The organism is Paenibacillus sp. WLX1005 (genome assembly GCF_046603685.1).
Lineage (GTDB): Bacteria > Bacillota > Bacilli > Paenibacillales > Paenibacillaceae > Saccharibacillus.
The window spans coordinates 5,457,379-5,474,358 of record NZ_CP176756.1 but is presented as its reverse complement, the minus strand read 5'-3'; the positions used below and the strand labels follow the sequence as shown (position 1 = coordinate 5,474,358).

Sequence of the window (16,980 nt, the reverse complement as noted above, 5' to 3'; positions counted from 1 at the left end):
TTGAAAAAAGACGTCCACTATCTAAGACTGCACCCAGCTTATGTCTATTGTGAACTATGCTTGTATAACCTTTGACTATGCCGTTGCAGATAAATTTCCATATTCTATGTATTGGCTCTCTAAACCCGTCAAACTGCTTGCATAAAAACACGAAATGTTGCAATCTTCCCATGTCCTCTGCTTCTGCCGTCTGCTATAGTGATCACAGCAAATATGTAAGCGCTTTACAAAAAGTGGGATTTGCATGTGGGCATTCGGTTTTGAAAGGGGATAAACAGAATGGGAAGCAAGAAACGGGTATCGCTGCTGATGTTGGCAGTGGTGATGGTGCTAGGCATGTTGCCGGTACATACGCCGCTGGCGTATGCAGCGAATGATGAGGATATTCCGCTGAACAACGCGGGATTTGAGAGTGACTGGTGGAGTGACGGGTCATGGAAAGTAGAGCCTTCGGATTGGGATCAGGTGAGCATTGAACGGTATGCGTACGCCAATGATCCCTTTATTACACCGTCCGAAGACACGTACGCATTCAAATATTGGATCAAAGATACAGCTAACGTACAGCAGCAGATTACACTCAGTCAGACGGTATCGTCTCTGCCTGCGGGCAGCTATGAATTGACCGTGCAATCAATGGGCGGTAGCGGCGCTGAAGCGGGGCATGTGCAGGTATTCGCAGATACGAGTCAAAGCACCGAAGCAGCGACTACTGGCTACAACCAGTGGGGTGCGGTCAAGCTGCAATTTGTACTAACTCAGCCGACAGACAATGTGCGCATTGGCGCACATATTCGCGGAGCAGCAAACAGCTGGGGCTATCTGGACAGCTTCAAGCTGAAGCGTACGGGTTCGGATACAAGTCAGCCGGTAACAGATATTTTTGTGAAAAAGGTCGAGGGATTAAGCTCCGACTTTATCAAAGGTGTCGATGTATCGAGCATCATCTCGCTGGAACAGAGTGGGGTGAAATTTTACAATGAGCAAGGGCAAGTACAGGATATTTTCACTACATTGCATCAGTCTGGCGTGAACTATATCCGTGTGCGCGTGTGGGATAACCCGTATACCGCAGACGGCAAAGGCTACGGCGGTGGCGATAACGATCTGGCAAAAGCGATTGCAATTGGCAAGCGTGCAACTGCCAATGGGATGAAGCTGCTGGTCGATTTCCATTATTCGGATTTCTGGGCAGACCCGGGCAAACAGCATGTACCCAAAGCATGGGCAAACCTGAATCTGGAGCAAAAGCAGCAAGCTGTCTATGACTATACCAAGTCCAGCTTGCAGCAGATTGTAGATGCTGGTGTGGATGTCGGCATGGTACAGGTCGGTAACGAGACGAATCAGTCGTTTATCGGGGAAAAAGATTGGAGTAGCATCAGCAAGCTGTTCAACAAAGGCAGTCAGGCGATTCGCGAGATCAATCCGAACATCCTGATCGCACTGCATTTTACGAATCCAGAGACACCGGGACGATATGCGTCATATGCCAAGGCATTGGCGGATAACCATGTCGATTACGATGTGTTTGCCAGCTCATATTATCCATTCTGGCATGGCACATTGAGCAATCTGACTTCCGTACTCAAGCAAGTCGCAGATACGTATGGCAAAAAGGTTATGGTCGCGGAAACGTCCTACACGTACACGTCGCAAGATGGCGATGGACACGAGAATACCGCGCCACGTAGCTCTGGACAGACTCTTGATTATCCGATTAGCGTGCAGGGACAAGCAACATCCGTACGCAATGTGATTCAGGCAGTATCGGATGTAGGTGCTGCGGGCATTGGTATGTTTTACTGGGAACCGGCTTGGCTACCAGTCGGTCCAGCAAGTGAGCTGGACAACAACAAAAAGCTATGGGAAACGTACGGCTCTGGCTGGGCATCCAGCTATGCGGGCGAATATGATCCTGATGATGCAGGCAAATGGTACGGCGGCAGTGCGGTCGACAACCAAGCGTTGTTCGATTTTACCGGTCATCCGCTGTCGTCCTTGAATGTATTTCAATATGTGAATACCGGCGCAGTCGCGCCATTGAAGGTAGATGCGGTACAGCCAGTATCCATTACAGTCAATGCTGGTGATTCCATTCAATTGCCGGAAACGGTCAGTGTGACGTATAACGATGGCAGTACAGGTACAGTCAATGTGAGCTGGGATGAGCAAGCGTTGCAGCAGGCAATTGCCAAAGGTGCAGGCAGCTATGTGATCACAGGCAAAACGCAAGACGGTCACGATGCACAGGTCAATCTGTCCATTCGCAAGCCGAATCTGCTGCAAAATGGCGGTTTTGAGAACAGTGACCGCAGCATGTGGCATATTACGTATGGAGCGGGTTTGAGTCCGCACACCGATTACCAGAACAAAGCGTCGGATGCCAAGTCTGGCGACTATTCGCTGCATTTCTACAATGGCGATCCAGTGAATTTTACAGTAGAGCAAAATGTATATGGATTGAAGCCCGGCTATTACGATCTGTCGATGAATATTCAGGGCGGCAATGCCAACAACTCGGATATGAAGCTGTATGCGGTAAGTAACGGACAGCGAGAGGAGACGCCAACAAGCGTCAATGGCTGGGTGCAATGGAGTCAGCCGGTGATCCATGATGTGTACGTAGCAGATGGCGCGTTGACGATTGGTGCTTCTGTCAAAGCAGATGGCGGTGCTTGGGGTACGCTGGATGATTTCTATCTGACCTTTGTCCGCGGTCTGGATGACAATACGCCGACTCCAACACCAACGCCGGAGCCAGTACCGACACCAGAGCCGACACCGGAACCTGTGCCGACTCCGCAACCGACACCGGAACCTGTGCCGACTCCGCAACCGACACCAGAACCAACTCCAACACCAGTGCCAACGCCTGTACCAACACCAGAACCGGGTAACAATTCCGGTTCCGGCAGTTCATCTGGCGGTGGCGGCGGAAGCAGTTCTGCTGGTCAGAGTCAGACGATTCAGGTGAATGCAGGTACAACCAATGGCGGTTCTTCCGCCGCCTTCACGATTCAGCGCACAACGCGTGCTGATGGGTGGAAAAAGGATACTCTCAGCTATAACGCGGCTCAGGCGCGTACAGCATTGGATAGTATCAAAGCGGCAGGCGGTAATCATGTACGTCTCGTTCTGCCGGATCAGAACGACGAAGTGGCAGAACTGAACTTCAGCCTGCCAACGGATGCAGCCCAAACGCTAGCAACCGGAGCTGCTGGCTTGGAGCTGCAAAGTAATCATATCAACCTGACACTTCCTGCGACTACCTTGTCGTCGGTCAGCGCAGCGAGCCAGTTTACCATTCTTCCGGCAAAAGGCACAGCCGCGATAGAAGCTATCGCTCGTCGTGCGCAGCAAGATCCGCTCGTACAGCAAGCAGTCGGTCAAAGTACTGTCGATGTCATCGGCACGCCAGTAACGATTGATACGAATGTACAGGGACAACCGGTACAATTGTCACTGCCGCTGCCAGCCGGAGCGATTCCGTCCGGTGCCACGGAGCGACAGGCATTTCTGGATCGTCTGGCAGTATATGTGGAGCATAGCGACGGCAGTAAGGAACTGATCACGCCGACTGTACAATGGAATGGCGATCAGCCGTCTGCTCTGCAATTTACGATTAGCAAATTCAGTACCTTTACCATTCTGCATTCGCAACAAAAATGGAATACCAGTCATACTGATACCAACGCTGGCAGCAGTAATGCCGATGGTCAAGTGAAGCAGCATGCCGCCTATATGCAGGGATACCCGGATGGAACATTCCGTCCGTCGCGTACAGTGACGCGTGCCGAGCTGGCAGTAATGCTGAACCGCTTGGCGACGTCTGCGCAATTGCAAAATGGATCGACTGCGGCGCAGAATACAACGAGCAATACCGATGCAGCAGCGGTGCAACACAGCGGTAATACCAGCACATCTACTTCTACAACAGCAACTGGTATGTACAGCGATGTACCAGCGAGCAACTGGGCAGCACAGGCGATTGCGTCAGCGACGTCTGCTGGCTGGATGACGGGATATGGCAATCATACCTTTGCACCGCAGCGCGATATGACACGCGCCGAAATGGCAACCGTGCTGGCGCGCTGGATGAAAAACAGCGATGCAGCTGGAACGACTACCTCTGCTACTGGAACTACATCTGCATTCAAAGATACCGCCGGGCACTGGGCGGCAACTGATATTGCTTGGGTACAGCAGGCAGGCTATATGAAGGGACAACCGGATGGCAATTTTGCACCGGATCGTACCCTAACCCGCGCGGAGGCTGTTACCCTGTTTAACCGTGTACTGGGTGTAGATACAGAAACCAATACAGGTAGTACAGGAACAACGCCAACATGGTCGGATGTACCTGCTACGTACTGGGCAGCACGCGATATCGCAGCTGCAACAGCAGAGAAATAAAATGAAGAATATGCAGAACGCGTCGGTCTAAGGATCGGGGCGTTCTGTTTATTTTATCATCATTCTTTACTGATCGTTCCCAATATGATATGCTGAGTGCATTACTTCGATATTTTAAAAGAATGGTCGTTCTCAAAAATAGATTTGGATGTATACCTTTGATATAGACAATATGAACAGGGACGGAGGGGAGCGAACATGGCGCGGAGCAAGGAGTTTGACGATCAGGTAGTACTGGATCGTGCGATGAAGCTGTTCTGGCAGCAGGGCTATGAGAAAACGTCGATGAACGATCTGACCGAGCATATGGGCATTCACCGTCGCAGCTTGTACGACACATTTACTGACAAGCATACGCTGTTTATGCTGACGTTGGAGAAGTTCGGCGTGCAAAATAGCCATCGCGCACAGACGGCAATTGCGCAGGCAAGCACGGCACGCGAAGCGTTGGAATCGATGTTTGGTTATGTGATCGAGGGCGGGGAAGATGTGCCTGCGGGCTGTTTGCTGGTCAATTCGGCGGTTGAGCTGGCGGTGCGGGACAAGGAAGTCGATCATGTGGCGGTCAATGCTTTTGAGAAAACGGAAGATCTAATCGCTGGCGTTATTCGTCACGGACAGCAGACGGGCGAATACAGCAGCACACTGGATGTGGAGCAGATGGCAGCTTATTTGCACAATGCACTTGTCGGTTTACGTGTATTGGTGCGCACCTCGACCGATAAGCAGAAATTGCGCGAAATTATGGATATGAATTTGCGGTTGCTGGAAGGCTGATTGTGCCGCATACAGCAACCTGGAGTTTCATTTGGAAGATATTCTATACATTCAATATACATTCTGAGTGTGAAGGATACATGCCGGATCTTTGAGATAACTATCAGACATTTGAGCTAGATGCGGAATGTTCAAAATGAGACGTGACAAAAAACAAATTTTTTTACCTTATTGAGAATGATCGTTCTCAATGGAAATCGACCGATACCACGCTCTGCCAATACCGATCCATGCTGCCGGTTGGAGATTACTAATCGGCAGCCCATTCAGATTAGAGGAGGAACATCATTATGACGCAATCTATCGCTTTGGTTACAGGTGCAAGTAAAGGAATCGGTCTGGAGATCGTGCGCCAGCTCAGTCAGCAAAACATCAAGGTGCTACTCGCGGCACGCTCACTGGAGCAAGCACAACAAGCCGTTGCCCAACTCGTACAGGACGGTCTGGATGTGGAAGCTGTGCAACTGGAAGTGACCAATTCACAGCATATTCAGGCGCTCGTTCAACATATTCAGGATACCTACGGCAAGCTGGATATTCTGGTCAACAACGCTGGGGTGTTGCTGGAAAGAGGAAACTACGACGAAGATGCCTTCCGCGACACATTGGAAGTGAACACTTTAGCCCCCTTTTACCTGACGGAAGCACTGTTGCCGCTACTGCTGAACAGCCCTGCTGGACGCATCGTCAATCAGAGTAGTGCGATTGGTTCGATCTATTTGCAATTGAACGAACCGCTCGTTCAGCAGTTAGCGAAGCCGGGATACGCTGTTTCCAAAGCCGCACTGAATATGCTAACTGCGTACTGGTCGCAACAATATAGCCATACCCCGCTCAAGGTGAATTCTGTGCATCCCGGTCTGGTGAAAACACAAATGGGCGGCGAGGAAGCACCTGTATCAATTGAAGACGGCGCGAAAACGGCAGTTCATTTTGCCACATTACCGTCGGACGGACCGACAGGCACCTTTTACCATCTGGATCAGCAGCTACCTTGGTAATGGAAGAGATCACGTTGTAGCACTGTATCGTTATTTTGCCCACTTTGTTGTTGGTGTGCGAATTTCACTATTGAAAATGTTTATATAACACAAGCGCAGGTAACGGGGATGATACATCTCTATTACCTGCGCTTGCGTATAGGCAATCTCATTGTGTGCGGTATCGCGATATCCCTGCTTACTCCGGCTTGTCTGCACCGTCTGCTAGCGCTTCGAATTCAGCGATATACCGCATATATTCATCTTCATCCGGTACGAAGATTCGTCGGTCTTCCTCAGACAGCTCGGCATCTGTAATGAGCGGCGACAGGTCTTCCACGATATGCGCTACGTTATCCTCCGGGTTGGGCAGATAGTGCATAATCTCCGACATCTGATGATGAGCATCCAGTGCATACGTCAAAATATGAAATTCGTGAATATGCGCAAAAAAGTCCGCCGCTGGCGACTTTTGATTCTGTTCCAGCCCCAAATCAAATTCCCCCTGCCATAGCTCCTCGTCAAACACAAAAGACGGCTCCTTCTGATCATCTGAGAAAATAATATGCTGATTCAGCCGCGACAATTCCTGCAAATACGTACGTTGCGACGAAGACGGAAGTAACGGATTAGGGAGCCGACTTTGCGTAAATCCAGTCGGTAGAAAATAAGCCGCATCCTTGATCACAAACATCAGCTTGTCATCATCATGGACAAACTGCAAGTAGTCCCAGGTCATGCCCGCTTTGGCTCTTTTAAAATGAAAACCGAATGAGCGAGCGCGTTCTGCCACTTTATGCTCGATAAAATTACTTTTCGTCCAAGCGAACGCCGAGCTGATCGCCATGCTGTTGCGGTATTTTTTACGAATCTCGATATAGTCGCGGTACCCTTCCACAATAGCGTCCACGATCATGCGGGCATACCGCGGATTCAATCGATAGAGGTTCATGCCTTGCTCCATACGGGATCACTCCGATCATCAGAATGAATGCAGTCCATATGTATAGTGTACCGGGAATGGAGCGCCGCGAGAATCATTTTATTCAAAAAAGAAAGGCAGACCTACATGTCCACTCAATGAAAAAACGGAGTTACGCTATAACATTCCCGAAAACCTCTTCAAATATGTAACCTCTACATGTAAGATAATGTAAAATTCAATACCAACTCCTTTTGCACACGTTATCATCTCAGTATTGGTTGCCATTATTCTACTAATCAATCTACCACTCACTCTACTTCAAAATGTAAGCGCTATAAAAATATTGTCGGCAGCGCCAATGGATAATTTCCGATCCGCTTGCTGACGATATCACTACATCATTTGGAGGGATTTTATCGTGAAAAAGCAATCTTCCCGTCGTCCGTATCGTATGCGTCAGAGTCTGACGTTGCTGCTTGTGCTGGCTCTGGTCATTACTGGCAATGTATTTCCGGCGCAGAAAAGTCATGCTGCTGCCATCGGAGTGACCGATAACGGCTCCACGATCGTGGTCACTACCGGAGCGGGTCTTGTCTACACGGTCAATAAGGATAACGGTGATATCACATCCAGCAAATTAAATGGCACAGAATTGAGCAGCTCCGGCAAAGGCTCACATATTAGCTCTGGTCTCGGTTCGGATGCAGACGTGACGTGGAGCGCTTCGCCATCCGGTACGACGGTGCTGATTACTGCCAAAACTAGCACACTGACTCACTATTACGCCTCCCGCAGCGGGGAGAATATCATTTACATGGCGACATACATAACGGCAGAGCCGTCGGTGGGCGAGCTACGGTACATTTTCCGCGGCAATGGTAATGTGCTGACTGGCGTGCCTGCCAATTCCAACAATCGCGGCAATACGGGGGCGATTGAGAGTCAGGATGTATTCGGGTTCTCTAACGGACAAACTGCATCCAAATATTACGGCAATGATCAGGCGAAAAACCTGACTGTGCGCGGCGTCACTGGCAGTAATGTCGGCGTTTTCATGGCGTACGGCAATCGGGAAAAAAGCTCAGGGGGGCCCTTTTTCCGAGATATTCAATTCCAGAGTGGTGGCGATACTGAGGTCTACAATTACATGAATTCCGGTCATGAGCAGACGGAGAGCTTCCGAATGGGACTGCATGGACCATATGCACTCATCTTCACGACTGGTTCTACGCCGTCCGTACCGGACTTTAGCTGGATGGCAGGGCTGAACTTGACTGGCTGGGTAGCAAGTCGCGGCGCTGTTGTACTGAATGGATTGTCTGGGATGGATAGCAGCTATGCGTACACTGTCGGCTTTGCCAATAGTACGGCACAATACTGGACTAGCGCTTCGTCCAGCGGAGCCGCCGTGCGCCGTGATATGATTCCGGGCACGTACACGATGACTGTGTACAAGGGCGAGCTTGGCGTCTATAGCGAAAGTGTCAATGTTACCGCAGGCGGCACAACGACGATCAATACGCGCACCATTACTGCCGATCCTTCGTCCAAATCTGCTATCTGGCGCATCGGCAACTGGGATGGCACACCGCTGGAATTTCTAAACGGACAGACGATCAGCGTCCGTCATCCGTCCGATAGCCGCAATCCAAGCTGGGGACCAGTGACGTTTGCGACTGGCGGTGCGACCAACAAATTCCCGGCGATTCAGTTCCGAAATCAGAACTCGCCAACTACGGTGACCTTTAACCTGACTGCTGCGCAGGCGGCTTCGCCGCATGTCCTGAATATCGGGATCACCGCAGCGTATATTAGCGGTCGTCCCAGCGTATCGGTCAATGGTAACGCGCTGACCAATCCGGGTGCATCGACGCAGCCGAATTCGCGCAACTTTACCATTGGCACGTATCGTGGGAACAATCATACCTTTTCGTGGAGTATTCCGACGTCTTCGCTCAAATCTGGTGCCAATACACTCACCATTACACCGATTAGCGGTTCCAGCGATCTTGGTACATGGCTCAGTGCAGGCTGGGTATACGATGCGGTGGAATTGCTGAATTGATGGCATACTCGCTGAATGGATGGCAATGGATCATGAGAAGATTTCCATTCGAAAAGGATTACAACAACTCAAAAGAATGGTAATTATCCAAAGGAATTGTAATAAGCAAAAAGGTTCACGTTCCCCTGCGTTCGTTAGACAGCAGGGACGTGAACCTTTTTGATGTATTTGGATGTAGCGATACTGCTGACTGCAATAGAATCTGATTCGTCACTGCCGAATAACGTCATCCGCATCGGTCGAGAATGCCAGTTCCTTTTGCGCTTCTAATGCTTCCAACCGATCTAGCAGCGCTTTGCGGGTATATTCATACGCATCGCTGCCCAGTGCCAGCCGCAGCGGACCGTTGCCACGATCAACTGCCTGCATGATCTGTTCCGCCATTTTCGCCGGATCGCCGACGACCATACGATTGAACGTATTCATATCAATGCCGGGCAGCTCGCCTTTCATCAGGCTAACGAATTTGCCTGCTTCCTGATCGCGATACACATCCATACGCTCGCCAAATACCGCATTGCCAGTAATAAAGCTAGTGCGAATCCCGCCCGGCTCTACCATGGTCGTATGAATATGGAACGGCGCTGCTTCCAGTGCCAGCGCTTCGATGGCAGCTTCAATTGCCCATTTGGAGGCGCAGTACAATCCCATGCCCGGTATGGAATAATGTCCTGCCATACTGGCAATCTGTACAATTTGTCCGCCACCTTGTTCTCTTAGAAAAGGCAAAGCCGCCCGCACAGCGCGCAACGAACCGAATACGTTCGTCTGGAACAGATGCTCTATCTGCTCGTCTGCCGCTTCTTCCACGGCGCCATACAATCCGTAGGCAGCGTTGTTCACGAATACATCGATTTGCCCAAGTTCAGTGAATGCGCGTTGTACCACTTCGTTTACCTGTTCCGGGTGCGTCAGATCCAGTTGAGCAATCCAGAGCTGGTCGCCGTATTGCTGCTTCCATGCATCCAGTGCGCCCGGCTTGCGAATCGTTGCCGCGATGCGGTCACCACGCTTCAGCAGACGTTCAATGAGTGGAGTAGCCAGTCCTCCGGTTGCTCCGGTAATAAACCACGTTTTCGCTGTATGTGTCATCATATGCCTCCTGTTATGCTGTCTTGGCTTATAGCATAACGGCTGGTAGAGTCGGCAACCACAGCATGTTGATACTGGTAATGGCATTAACAGGCTGGTAAGCGGATGAAGATGCTATTCGCGATCTTGTGATAGCAATTGTGCCAGTCTGGGAGCGGTGTCTGCCGACGGAACGAAGAAGCACCAGTGCAACCCCGGATCATTGTCGACAGAGCCAGCAGAGTGGATTTCAAACTCCATATGCTGTCCATCGTCCAGCTGGTATGTGGCAGTAGCGACTTGCTTTTGCCGAATTTCAAAACGATCCCACTCGGTGGCAAACTCGGGGCTGCCTGTATACAAACGGTTAAAGCGTTCCATATATAGCGGCTCATCGCGATACTTTTCAAAGCTAGAACGCATAATACCTGCACTGTACCGGGCAAATTCATCCCAATTGAGCAGCTTGCGCCGATACTCTGGATGCAGGAAAATCAGATTCATCATATACCGTTCCGACGGCTCCATTTGTCCAAAATCGGCGATTACTAGCTCTGCTGCTCGGTTCCATGCGATAACATCCGTTGCTTCATTAGTAATAAATGAAGGATAGGACAGCTGTTGTACCATCTGTTGCATCACATCAGTATTGCGCTCCGGCGGCCAGAGCAGGCGAGAGTAATCGACAGGTTCTCGTTGAACCAGACCTAGCATATACTGCCGCTCGTCATCGGTTAATTGCAGCGCCGAACCGATGCTGGTGAGCACATCGGGCGACGGATTTGTTTCCTTGCCTTGCTCTAGCCATGTGTAATAGGTGACACTCACATTGGCGAGATAGGCAACTTCTTCACGCCGTAGTCCGGGTGTACGCCGTCTGCCGGGCAGTGGCTGGATTCCAGCATCCATTGGCTGAATACGCTCACGCCGGGAGCGAATAAATTCACCGAGCGCGGAGGAGGAACGCTGTAGTTTCATGGGGTATGTCCTTTCTGTTTAGGTTTCGTTTTGGTAGGAGCAGGTGGAGCTTTTAGATGCGGTATATGTCTTTCGTATTGCGTCTGTTGTTTGGTTTGGATGTCTGTTACTTTTACTGTCGTAGGATATACATGCTGGGCTGCTTTTGCGGTTTGTTTAGGTAGCACGATCTATATTGGTATCGGTTTGACAATCATTTGAACCGTGAAAAGGAAATAGAGAGAGGTGCAGATTAGATATATACAGGAGGATGAAGTGGTTTCAAGATCGTTAGTTTAAAATAAATCGCTATGCAATGTTATTGTACCGTTTTTGTGATACATCCGCCAAAATATCAGTTGGTGTTGGTGTTGGTGTTGGTGTTGGTGTTGGTGTTGGTGTTGGTGTTGGTGTTGGTGTTGGTGTTGGTAAGTGGTAATGGACGAATACAGTCTTGTATATGATCTAAACATTAGATTCATCATAGTTCTAACAGCGAATACTAAGAAAAATACTTTTAAATATTCCTTTAAAAGAATATTCTTTCGGGAGTATATTGAATATACAGGAGGGTGATTCCAATATGAGCGCAACCGTTGCTGCAACATTGCAGGCATTGGCGGAACCGAATCGGATGCACATTGTTGAATTGCTACGCAGTGGCCCTCTGACCGTAGGTGAGATTGCGGAACAGTTGAATCTGCTGCAACCGCAAACGTCCAAGCATTTACGTGCGTTGAACAAGGCTGGCTTGGTGCAGGTGCAGGCTGAGGCGAATCGGAGAATTTACCGTTTGGAGCCGGAGCCGTTTGTGTCACTGCAAGGCTGGTTGAAGCCGTATCTGAGCATGTGGGAAGAACGTTTTGACAATCTGGATGTGTATTTACAGAAATTGCAGAGCAATGAACAACAAGCACCGTCCCATTCGCCAAAGCAGGACAAGCACACGCCACATTAAATCTTGGGAGGGACTTCCATGTCCGGTAAAATGACAGTAAAAGTGGATGGTCAGGAACTGATTTTGGAGCGTATATTCAAAGCACCGAAAGAACTGGTTTTTCAGGCATTTTCTAGCGCCGAGCATCTTCGTCAATGGTGGGGACCTCGCGGTTGGGAGCTGACTGTATGTCATATTGATTTTCGTCCGGGCGGTATCTGGCATTACTGTATGACCTGCAAAGACGAGAGTCAGGGTGAATGTTACGGTCAGGAATCATGGGGCAAAGCGATCTACGATCTGATCGAGCAGCCAGATCAGATTGTATACACCGATTATTTCTCCGATGCGGACGGCAATGTGATGGAAAACTTGCCGGGTAGCCGAATTGAGACGCTATTCCGCGACCATGAGGGCGGAACGAAGCTGATCAGCCGTGCGTACTTTGATTCCGAGGAAGCGTTGAAGAATGTGCTGGAGATGGGCATGGAGCAGGGCATTACGCAGACATGGGATCGGTTGGAGGAGCATTTGGAGCGGGTGCAGGCATAGGCAGTTTATGATAAGCAAGGTATTCTGTTCTTATGTTGTTGAAGTATCTACCTTTGCTATGATGGATCCAAAGAGGTGAAGTATATGTCCAATGCAACTGTTAAAAAATGGGGCAATAGCTTGGCTGTACGTATTCCTTCAGATTTGGCGAAAAATATAAACATCGAGGACGGAAGCGAAGTTACCATATCTTCAGATGGTCAGGTATTGACGATCAGTCCGATTTTGCCGAAAGCTGATGATCAGGAAGGATTACGGAATCTATTTCTGCGTCTTAGAGCGCAATCCAAGGCTGGAACTGGTAATGATGAGGACGTATTTGCAGAGCCTATGGAAGATGAAGTGTTCTGATGTCTATTACTGGAGACGTTCAGATCGGAAGTATTGAATTGCTTCGATTGTTACGTATGTACGATCTATGCTAGCCTAAAAAAGCAGGTTCAACCAGAGATAATCTCTTGGCTGAACCTGCTTTTCTGATTTTGTATGACATAGTGCAACCGTCAATGATTGCTAGAAATTGAATATTAATATGAACTAGATAGTGTATAATCCAATCTCTTCGGCGAACCTACAACCGCTCCCCACGACTCTCAATCACCTGCTGATACCACGCAAACGAATCCTTCTTATACCGCTTCATCGACCCGTTCCCCTCATTATCCCGATCCACATAAATCATCCCGTACCGCTTCTTCATCTCGCCAGTCGTAAACGACACAATATCGATAATCCCCCACGGCGTATAGCCGATCAGATCGACGCCATCTTCATTTACCGCCTGCTCCAGCGCTTCAATATGCGATTTTAAATAGGCAATTCGTGCCGGATCATGAATAGAACCGTCATCCTCCAACTGGTCAATCGCACCAAAGCCATTTTCCACAATAAATAGCGGCAGCTGATAACGGTCGTAAAAGCGGTTCAGTGTATAACGCAAGCCAACCGGATCAATCGCCCAGCCCCAATCGCTCGACTGAATATGCGGGTTAGCGATGCTATTTGGCAATCCGCCGTTCACCACGTCGCCGGTATTGTCGTTGTGCACATCACTTTTCACCGTTGTAGACATGTAATAGCTGAAGCCGAGATAGTCCACCGTGCCATTGCGTAGAATCTCGTCATCGTCCGGTTCGAATACGATATGGTAGCCCTCACGTTCAAATTCTTTAAGTACATAATTCGGATAGTAGCCGCGCACATGCACATCCGGGAAAAAGTAGCGTTCGCGCATCGCTTGTTCTGCCAGCATCACATCATCTGGATTACAGGAGTACGGATAGATTGGCACATGCGATACCATCGCGCCAATCTGGAAATCGGGATTGATCTCTTTACCTTTGGCAACGGACAGGGCGCTCGCCAGCAATTCATGGTGCCCTGCTTGATACATCACTTCGCGCGCATTCTCGCCTTCTTGCACCAGTACACCAGAATTCGTCCAGAGGAAGATCGGATTGTGGGCGTCCATTTTATTGTTGATTTCGTTAAAAGTCATCCAGTATTTTACTTTGTCCTTGTAGCGGGTAAAACAGGTTTCGGCAAATGTGACGAAGTAATCGATCACCTTACGACTCCGAAAGCCACCATATTCCCGCGCCAGGTGCAGTGGCATTTCAAAATGAGACAGCGTGATTACTGGCTCAATCCCATGCTTGCGTAGCTCGTCGAACACATCATCGTAAAATTGCAGCCCGGCTTCGTTCGGTGCATCCTCGTCGCCTTGTGGGAAGATGCGGCTCCACCCGATAGAGGTACGCAGACATTTCAAGCCCATCTCTGCGAACAGAGCAATATCTTCCTTATAATGACCGTAAAAGTCGATGGCTTCGTGATTTGGGTAAAAGGTATCCGGTTCGATAATATCGGTAATCTGACGTGGTACGCCATGTGCGCCGGCAGTCATCACGTCGACGACGCTCGGTCCTTTGCCGTCGGCGTTCCAGCCGCCTTCGAATTGATGCGCGGCGAGTGCGCCGCCCCACAGAAAGTTAGATGGTAATTGTGCCATGATGAGTTCCTCCTATAGTCCAATACGTAATTTGTCTTTGTCCATACAATGCTTCTGAATGATTGCCTTACAGATCAGCGAATGACGGTCAAAATGTCAGCGTCTCTTGTCGCATGATCCAGAGTGCCAACGACAATATCTTTGTAGTCATACCCATTCGTCACCAGCACCGGCGTAATGACCGGCAATCCCTGTTGTTCAATCTGCTCCCGGTCAAAGGTGAGCAGTAGATCGCCTTTGCGAATGCGGTCACCATCTTGTACATGCAAGGTGAAGGGTGCGCCTTTGAGCTTGACCGTATCCAGTCCAATATGGATGAACAGCTCTACACCACTGTCTGATTGCAGCCCGATGGCGTGAAGCGTTGGCGCGATGGTGGCAATGGTGCCGTCAAATGGTGCATACAGCTTGTTGTCATCTGGCTGAATAGCGATGCCTTGTCCCATTGCGCCTGAGCTGAATGCTTCGTCTGGTACAGCGGATAGCGGCAGAATTTTGCCGATTAGCGGAGCGCTGATGGTTTCTTCATTGGCAAGAGCAGCGGACGCATGTTCATCTGCTGGTTGAGCAATATTCGGGGCAGACGCTGCCAAGTTGGTATTGCCCTGATGCGCAGACGATACGGTTGCGCCGTTCAGCGTCCCGATTACTGCTGGAGCAGGCGTTTGTTGGGCGGTACCCGTTTTACCTTGTTCATTTGCTAGACTGGCATCTCCGTCAGATGATGTTGCTTCGTCCACGCCATAGCCGAACAATTGAATCAGAATGACTGGCAGAACAATTGCAATTGCGGCACCAATCAGCAGACCCCAGATGGATGTCGGATAGTCGGCGTTAATACCGTTTACAATCGTGAGCGGACCCGGTAGACCCGCATAAGCGAAGTAGTATGGGTGAAAGAAGCTTGCTACAATCGCACCTACCGCACCAGAGATACAGCCGAAGATCATTGGCTTTTTGAAGCGCAGCGTGATGCCGTAGATTGCCGGTTCGGTGATGCCGAACAAGCCAGTGACTCCGGCAGATACGCCGATTTTGCGAGTTTCCCGATTGCGTGTTTTCAAAATAACACCCAGCACGGCACCGATCTGTGCGACAACGGCAATCGTTTGAAACGCCTGAAACGAATCGCGTCCATATTGTTCAAAGTTAGCGAGCACCATCGGAGTTACGCCCCAGTGTACGCCGAAGATGACGATGACCTGCCACAATCCGCCGACAATCGCACCAGCAAGAGCAGGTGCATGCTCAGCGAGGAAATTGTATCCGTTTGCAATACCGTTGGCACCCATTGTCGTAACCGGACCGATCAGTACGATGGTCAACGGTACCATGATAATCATACAAAGTAACGGCACAAACAGCGGACGAATGACTTCATGCATGCGTTTATTAAGGAACGTTTCCAGATAGGACAGAATCCATACGAGGAATAGTGGTGGCAGCACGGTAGAGGTGTATGTCGTCTCTGTCAACGCAATACCGGCAAAGTTCAGACTGCCGCCGTCAGCAATCTGCGCCGCCATCTCTGCCCATGTCGGGCTGACCAGCGCCGCACAACAGGCGACCGCGATAAACATATTCGTTTTAAAATGCTTGGATGCCGTAATGGCGATAAAAATCGGTAAAAATGTAAACGGTGACCAAGAGATAAAGCTGATCACCTGATATGTACTGTTCTGATCGGCGCCGGGAAACAGCAGATTGGTGATGATGAGCAGCCCCTGCATAATACCAGCTGCTGCGAGAATATAGACAAAAGGGGCAAACACCGCTGACATCGTTGCAATGATGCGGTTTACAATCGTGCCTTTGGGCGCGTTACCGTCAGCGGACTGATCGATATTGACCAGTTTGGCGAATTCGTCGTACACTTCGCCGACATGCTGACCGATGACGATCTGGAATTGTCCCCCATTTTCGACGACAGTAATGACACCGGGCATCGCGGACACGGTTTCTTTTGCCTGTGTACTGGATTCTTTCAGCACCAGACGTAGCCGAGTGGCGCAGCGCGTCGCTCCGGCGATATTCTGCTCACCGCCGACTGCTTCTAGAATGTCCTGTGCCAGCTTTGGATAATCTCTCACTTTTCCCGACATGGAATTCACTCCTTTACTTGTTATACGCTTACATTATAATTATAACGGTATAATTTATAAATAACCAAACAATTATATTTTGAATACACCATTTGATCATGTGGTTTGGAAAAGGATGTGGTACAATCTCGATAAAGCCTGCCGTTCAGCAGGCATATTCATCTATGCTACACAGCGTTGAACGATG

At 49.7% G+C, this 16,980-nt stretch carries 12 protein-coding genes; 7 read left to right on the top strand and 5 right to left on the bottom strand.

Translation table 11 applies throughout. From position 1 onward, the window contains the following. Positions 1 to 279: 279 nt before the first annotated feature. The 3 genes from ACE3MZ_RS23395 (at position 280) to ACE3MZ_RS23385 (ending at position 6,194) form a co-directional block, all read left to right on the top strand. Positions 280 to 4,416, top strand: coding sequence for a glycosyl hydrolase 53 family protein (locus tag ACE3MZ_RS23395; RefSeq protein ID WP_411344473.1), 4,137 nt, complete (start codon positions 280 to 282; stop codon positions 4,414 to 4,416). Between the two features lie 198 nt (positions 4,417 to 4,614). Beyond that, positions 4,615 to 5,193, top strand: coding sequence for a TetR/AcrR family transcriptional regulator (locus ACE3MZ_RS23390; protein ID WP_411344472.1), 579 nt, complete (start codon positions 4,615 to 4,617; stop codon positions 5,191 to 5,193). A gap of 290 nt (positions 5,194 to 5,483) precedes the next feature. Then, positions 5,484 to 6,194, top strand: a complete 711-nt coding sequence (locus ACE3MZ_RS23385; RefSeq protein WP_411344471.1) for an SDR family oxidoreductase — start codon at positions 5,484 to 5,486, stop codon at positions 6,192 to 6,194. A 178-nt stretch (positions 6,195 to 6,372) separates the two neighbouring features. Here the strand turns inward: ACE3MZ_RS23385 and ACE3MZ_RS23380 are convergent, their stop codons facing one another. Beyond that, positions 6,373 to 7,137 (bottom strand): hypothetical protein, encoded by a 765-nt coding sequence (locus ACE3MZ_RS23380; RefSeq protein ID WP_411344470.1) that lies wholly within the window; start codon positions 7,135 to 7,137, stop codon positions 6,373 to 6,375. A gap of 379 nt (positions 7,138 to 7,516) precedes the next feature. Between ACE3MZ_RS23380 and ACE3MZ_RS23375 the strand changes: the two genes are divergently transcribed. Beyond that, positions 7,517 to 9,163 (top strand): rhamnogalacturonan lyase B N-terminal domain-containing protein, encoded by a 1,647-nt coding sequence (locus ACE3MZ_RS23375; protein ID WP_411344469.1) that lies wholly within the window; start codon positions 7,517 to 7,519, stop codon positions 9,161 to 9,163. Positions 9,164 to 9,373: 210 nt separating this feature from the next. On the opposite strand, the gene ACE3MZ_RS23370 is transcribed toward ACE3MZ_RS23375, so the two are convergent. Further along, the gene (locus ACE3MZ_RS23370) at positions 9,374 to 10,258 is read right to left on the bottom strand and encodes an SDR family oxidoreductase (RefSeq protein WP_411344468.1); all 885 of its coding nucleotides are present in this window, start codon (positions 10,256 to 10,258) and stop codon (positions 9,374 to 9,376) included. A gap of 111 nt (positions 10,259 to 10,369) precedes the next feature. Then, on the bottom strand, positions 10,370 to 11,212 hold the full coding sequence (locus ACE3MZ_RS23365; RefSeq protein WP_411344467.1) for a helix-turn-helix transcriptional regulator: 843 nt from the start codon (positions 11,210 to 11,212) through the stop codon (positions 10,370 to 10,372). A gap of 562 nt (positions 11,213 to 11,774) precedes the next feature. Between ACE3MZ_RS23365 and ACE3MZ_RS23360 the strand changes: the two genes are divergently transcribed. The 3 genes from ACE3MZ_RS23360 to ACE3MZ_RS23350 all read left to right on the top strand — a co-directional run bounded on the left by ACE3MZ_RS23360 (position 11,775) and on the right by ACE3MZ_RS23350 (position 13,031). Continuing rightward, positions 11,775 to 12,149 carry an ArsR/SmtB family transcription factor gene (locus tag ACE3MZ_RS23360; RefSeq protein WP_411344466.1) on the top strand — a complete coding sequence of 125 codons (375 nt, stop codon included), beginning with the start codon at positions 11,775 to 11,777 and terminating at the stop codon, positions 12,147 to 12,149. Positions 12,150 to 12,167: 18 nt separating this feature from the next. Further along, positions 12,168 to 12,680, top strand: a complete 513-nt coding sequence (locus tag ACE3MZ_RS23355) for an SRPBCC family protein (RefSeq protein WP_411344465.1) — start codon at positions 12,168 to 12,170, stop codon at positions 12,678 to 12,680. Between the two features lie 84 nt (positions 12,681 to 12,764). Beyond that, positions 12,765 to 13,031: an AbrB/MazE/SpoVT family DNA-binding domain-containing protein gene (locus tag ACE3MZ_RS23350; protein ID WP_411344464.1), complete on the top strand. Its 267-nt coding sequence runs from the start codon at positions 12,765 to 12,767 to the stop codon at positions 13,029 to 13,031. A 220-nt stretch (positions 13,032 to 13,251) separates the two neighbouring features. Here ACE3MZ_RS23350 and bglA read toward each other — a convergent pair whose 3' ends face one another. Both bglA and ACE3MZ_RS23340 read right to left on the bottom strand, forming a co-directional pair. Beyond that, positions 13,252 to 14,691 (bottom strand): 6-phospho-beta-glucosidase BglA, encoded by a 1,440-nt coding sequence (bglA, locus tag ACE3MZ_RS23345; RefSeq protein WP_411344463.1) that lies wholly within the window; start codon positions 14,689 to 14,691, stop codon positions 13,252 to 13,254. 74 nt (positions 14,692 to 14,765) lie between these two features. Next, complete coding sequence (locus tag ACE3MZ_RS23340) at positions 14,766 to 16,793, bottom strand: beta-glucoside-specific PTS transporter subunit IIABC (protein ID WP_411344462.1); 2,028 nt, start codon at positions 16,791 to 16,793, stop codon at positions 14,766 to 14,768. Positions 16,794 to 16,980 lie beyond the last annotated feature (187 nt).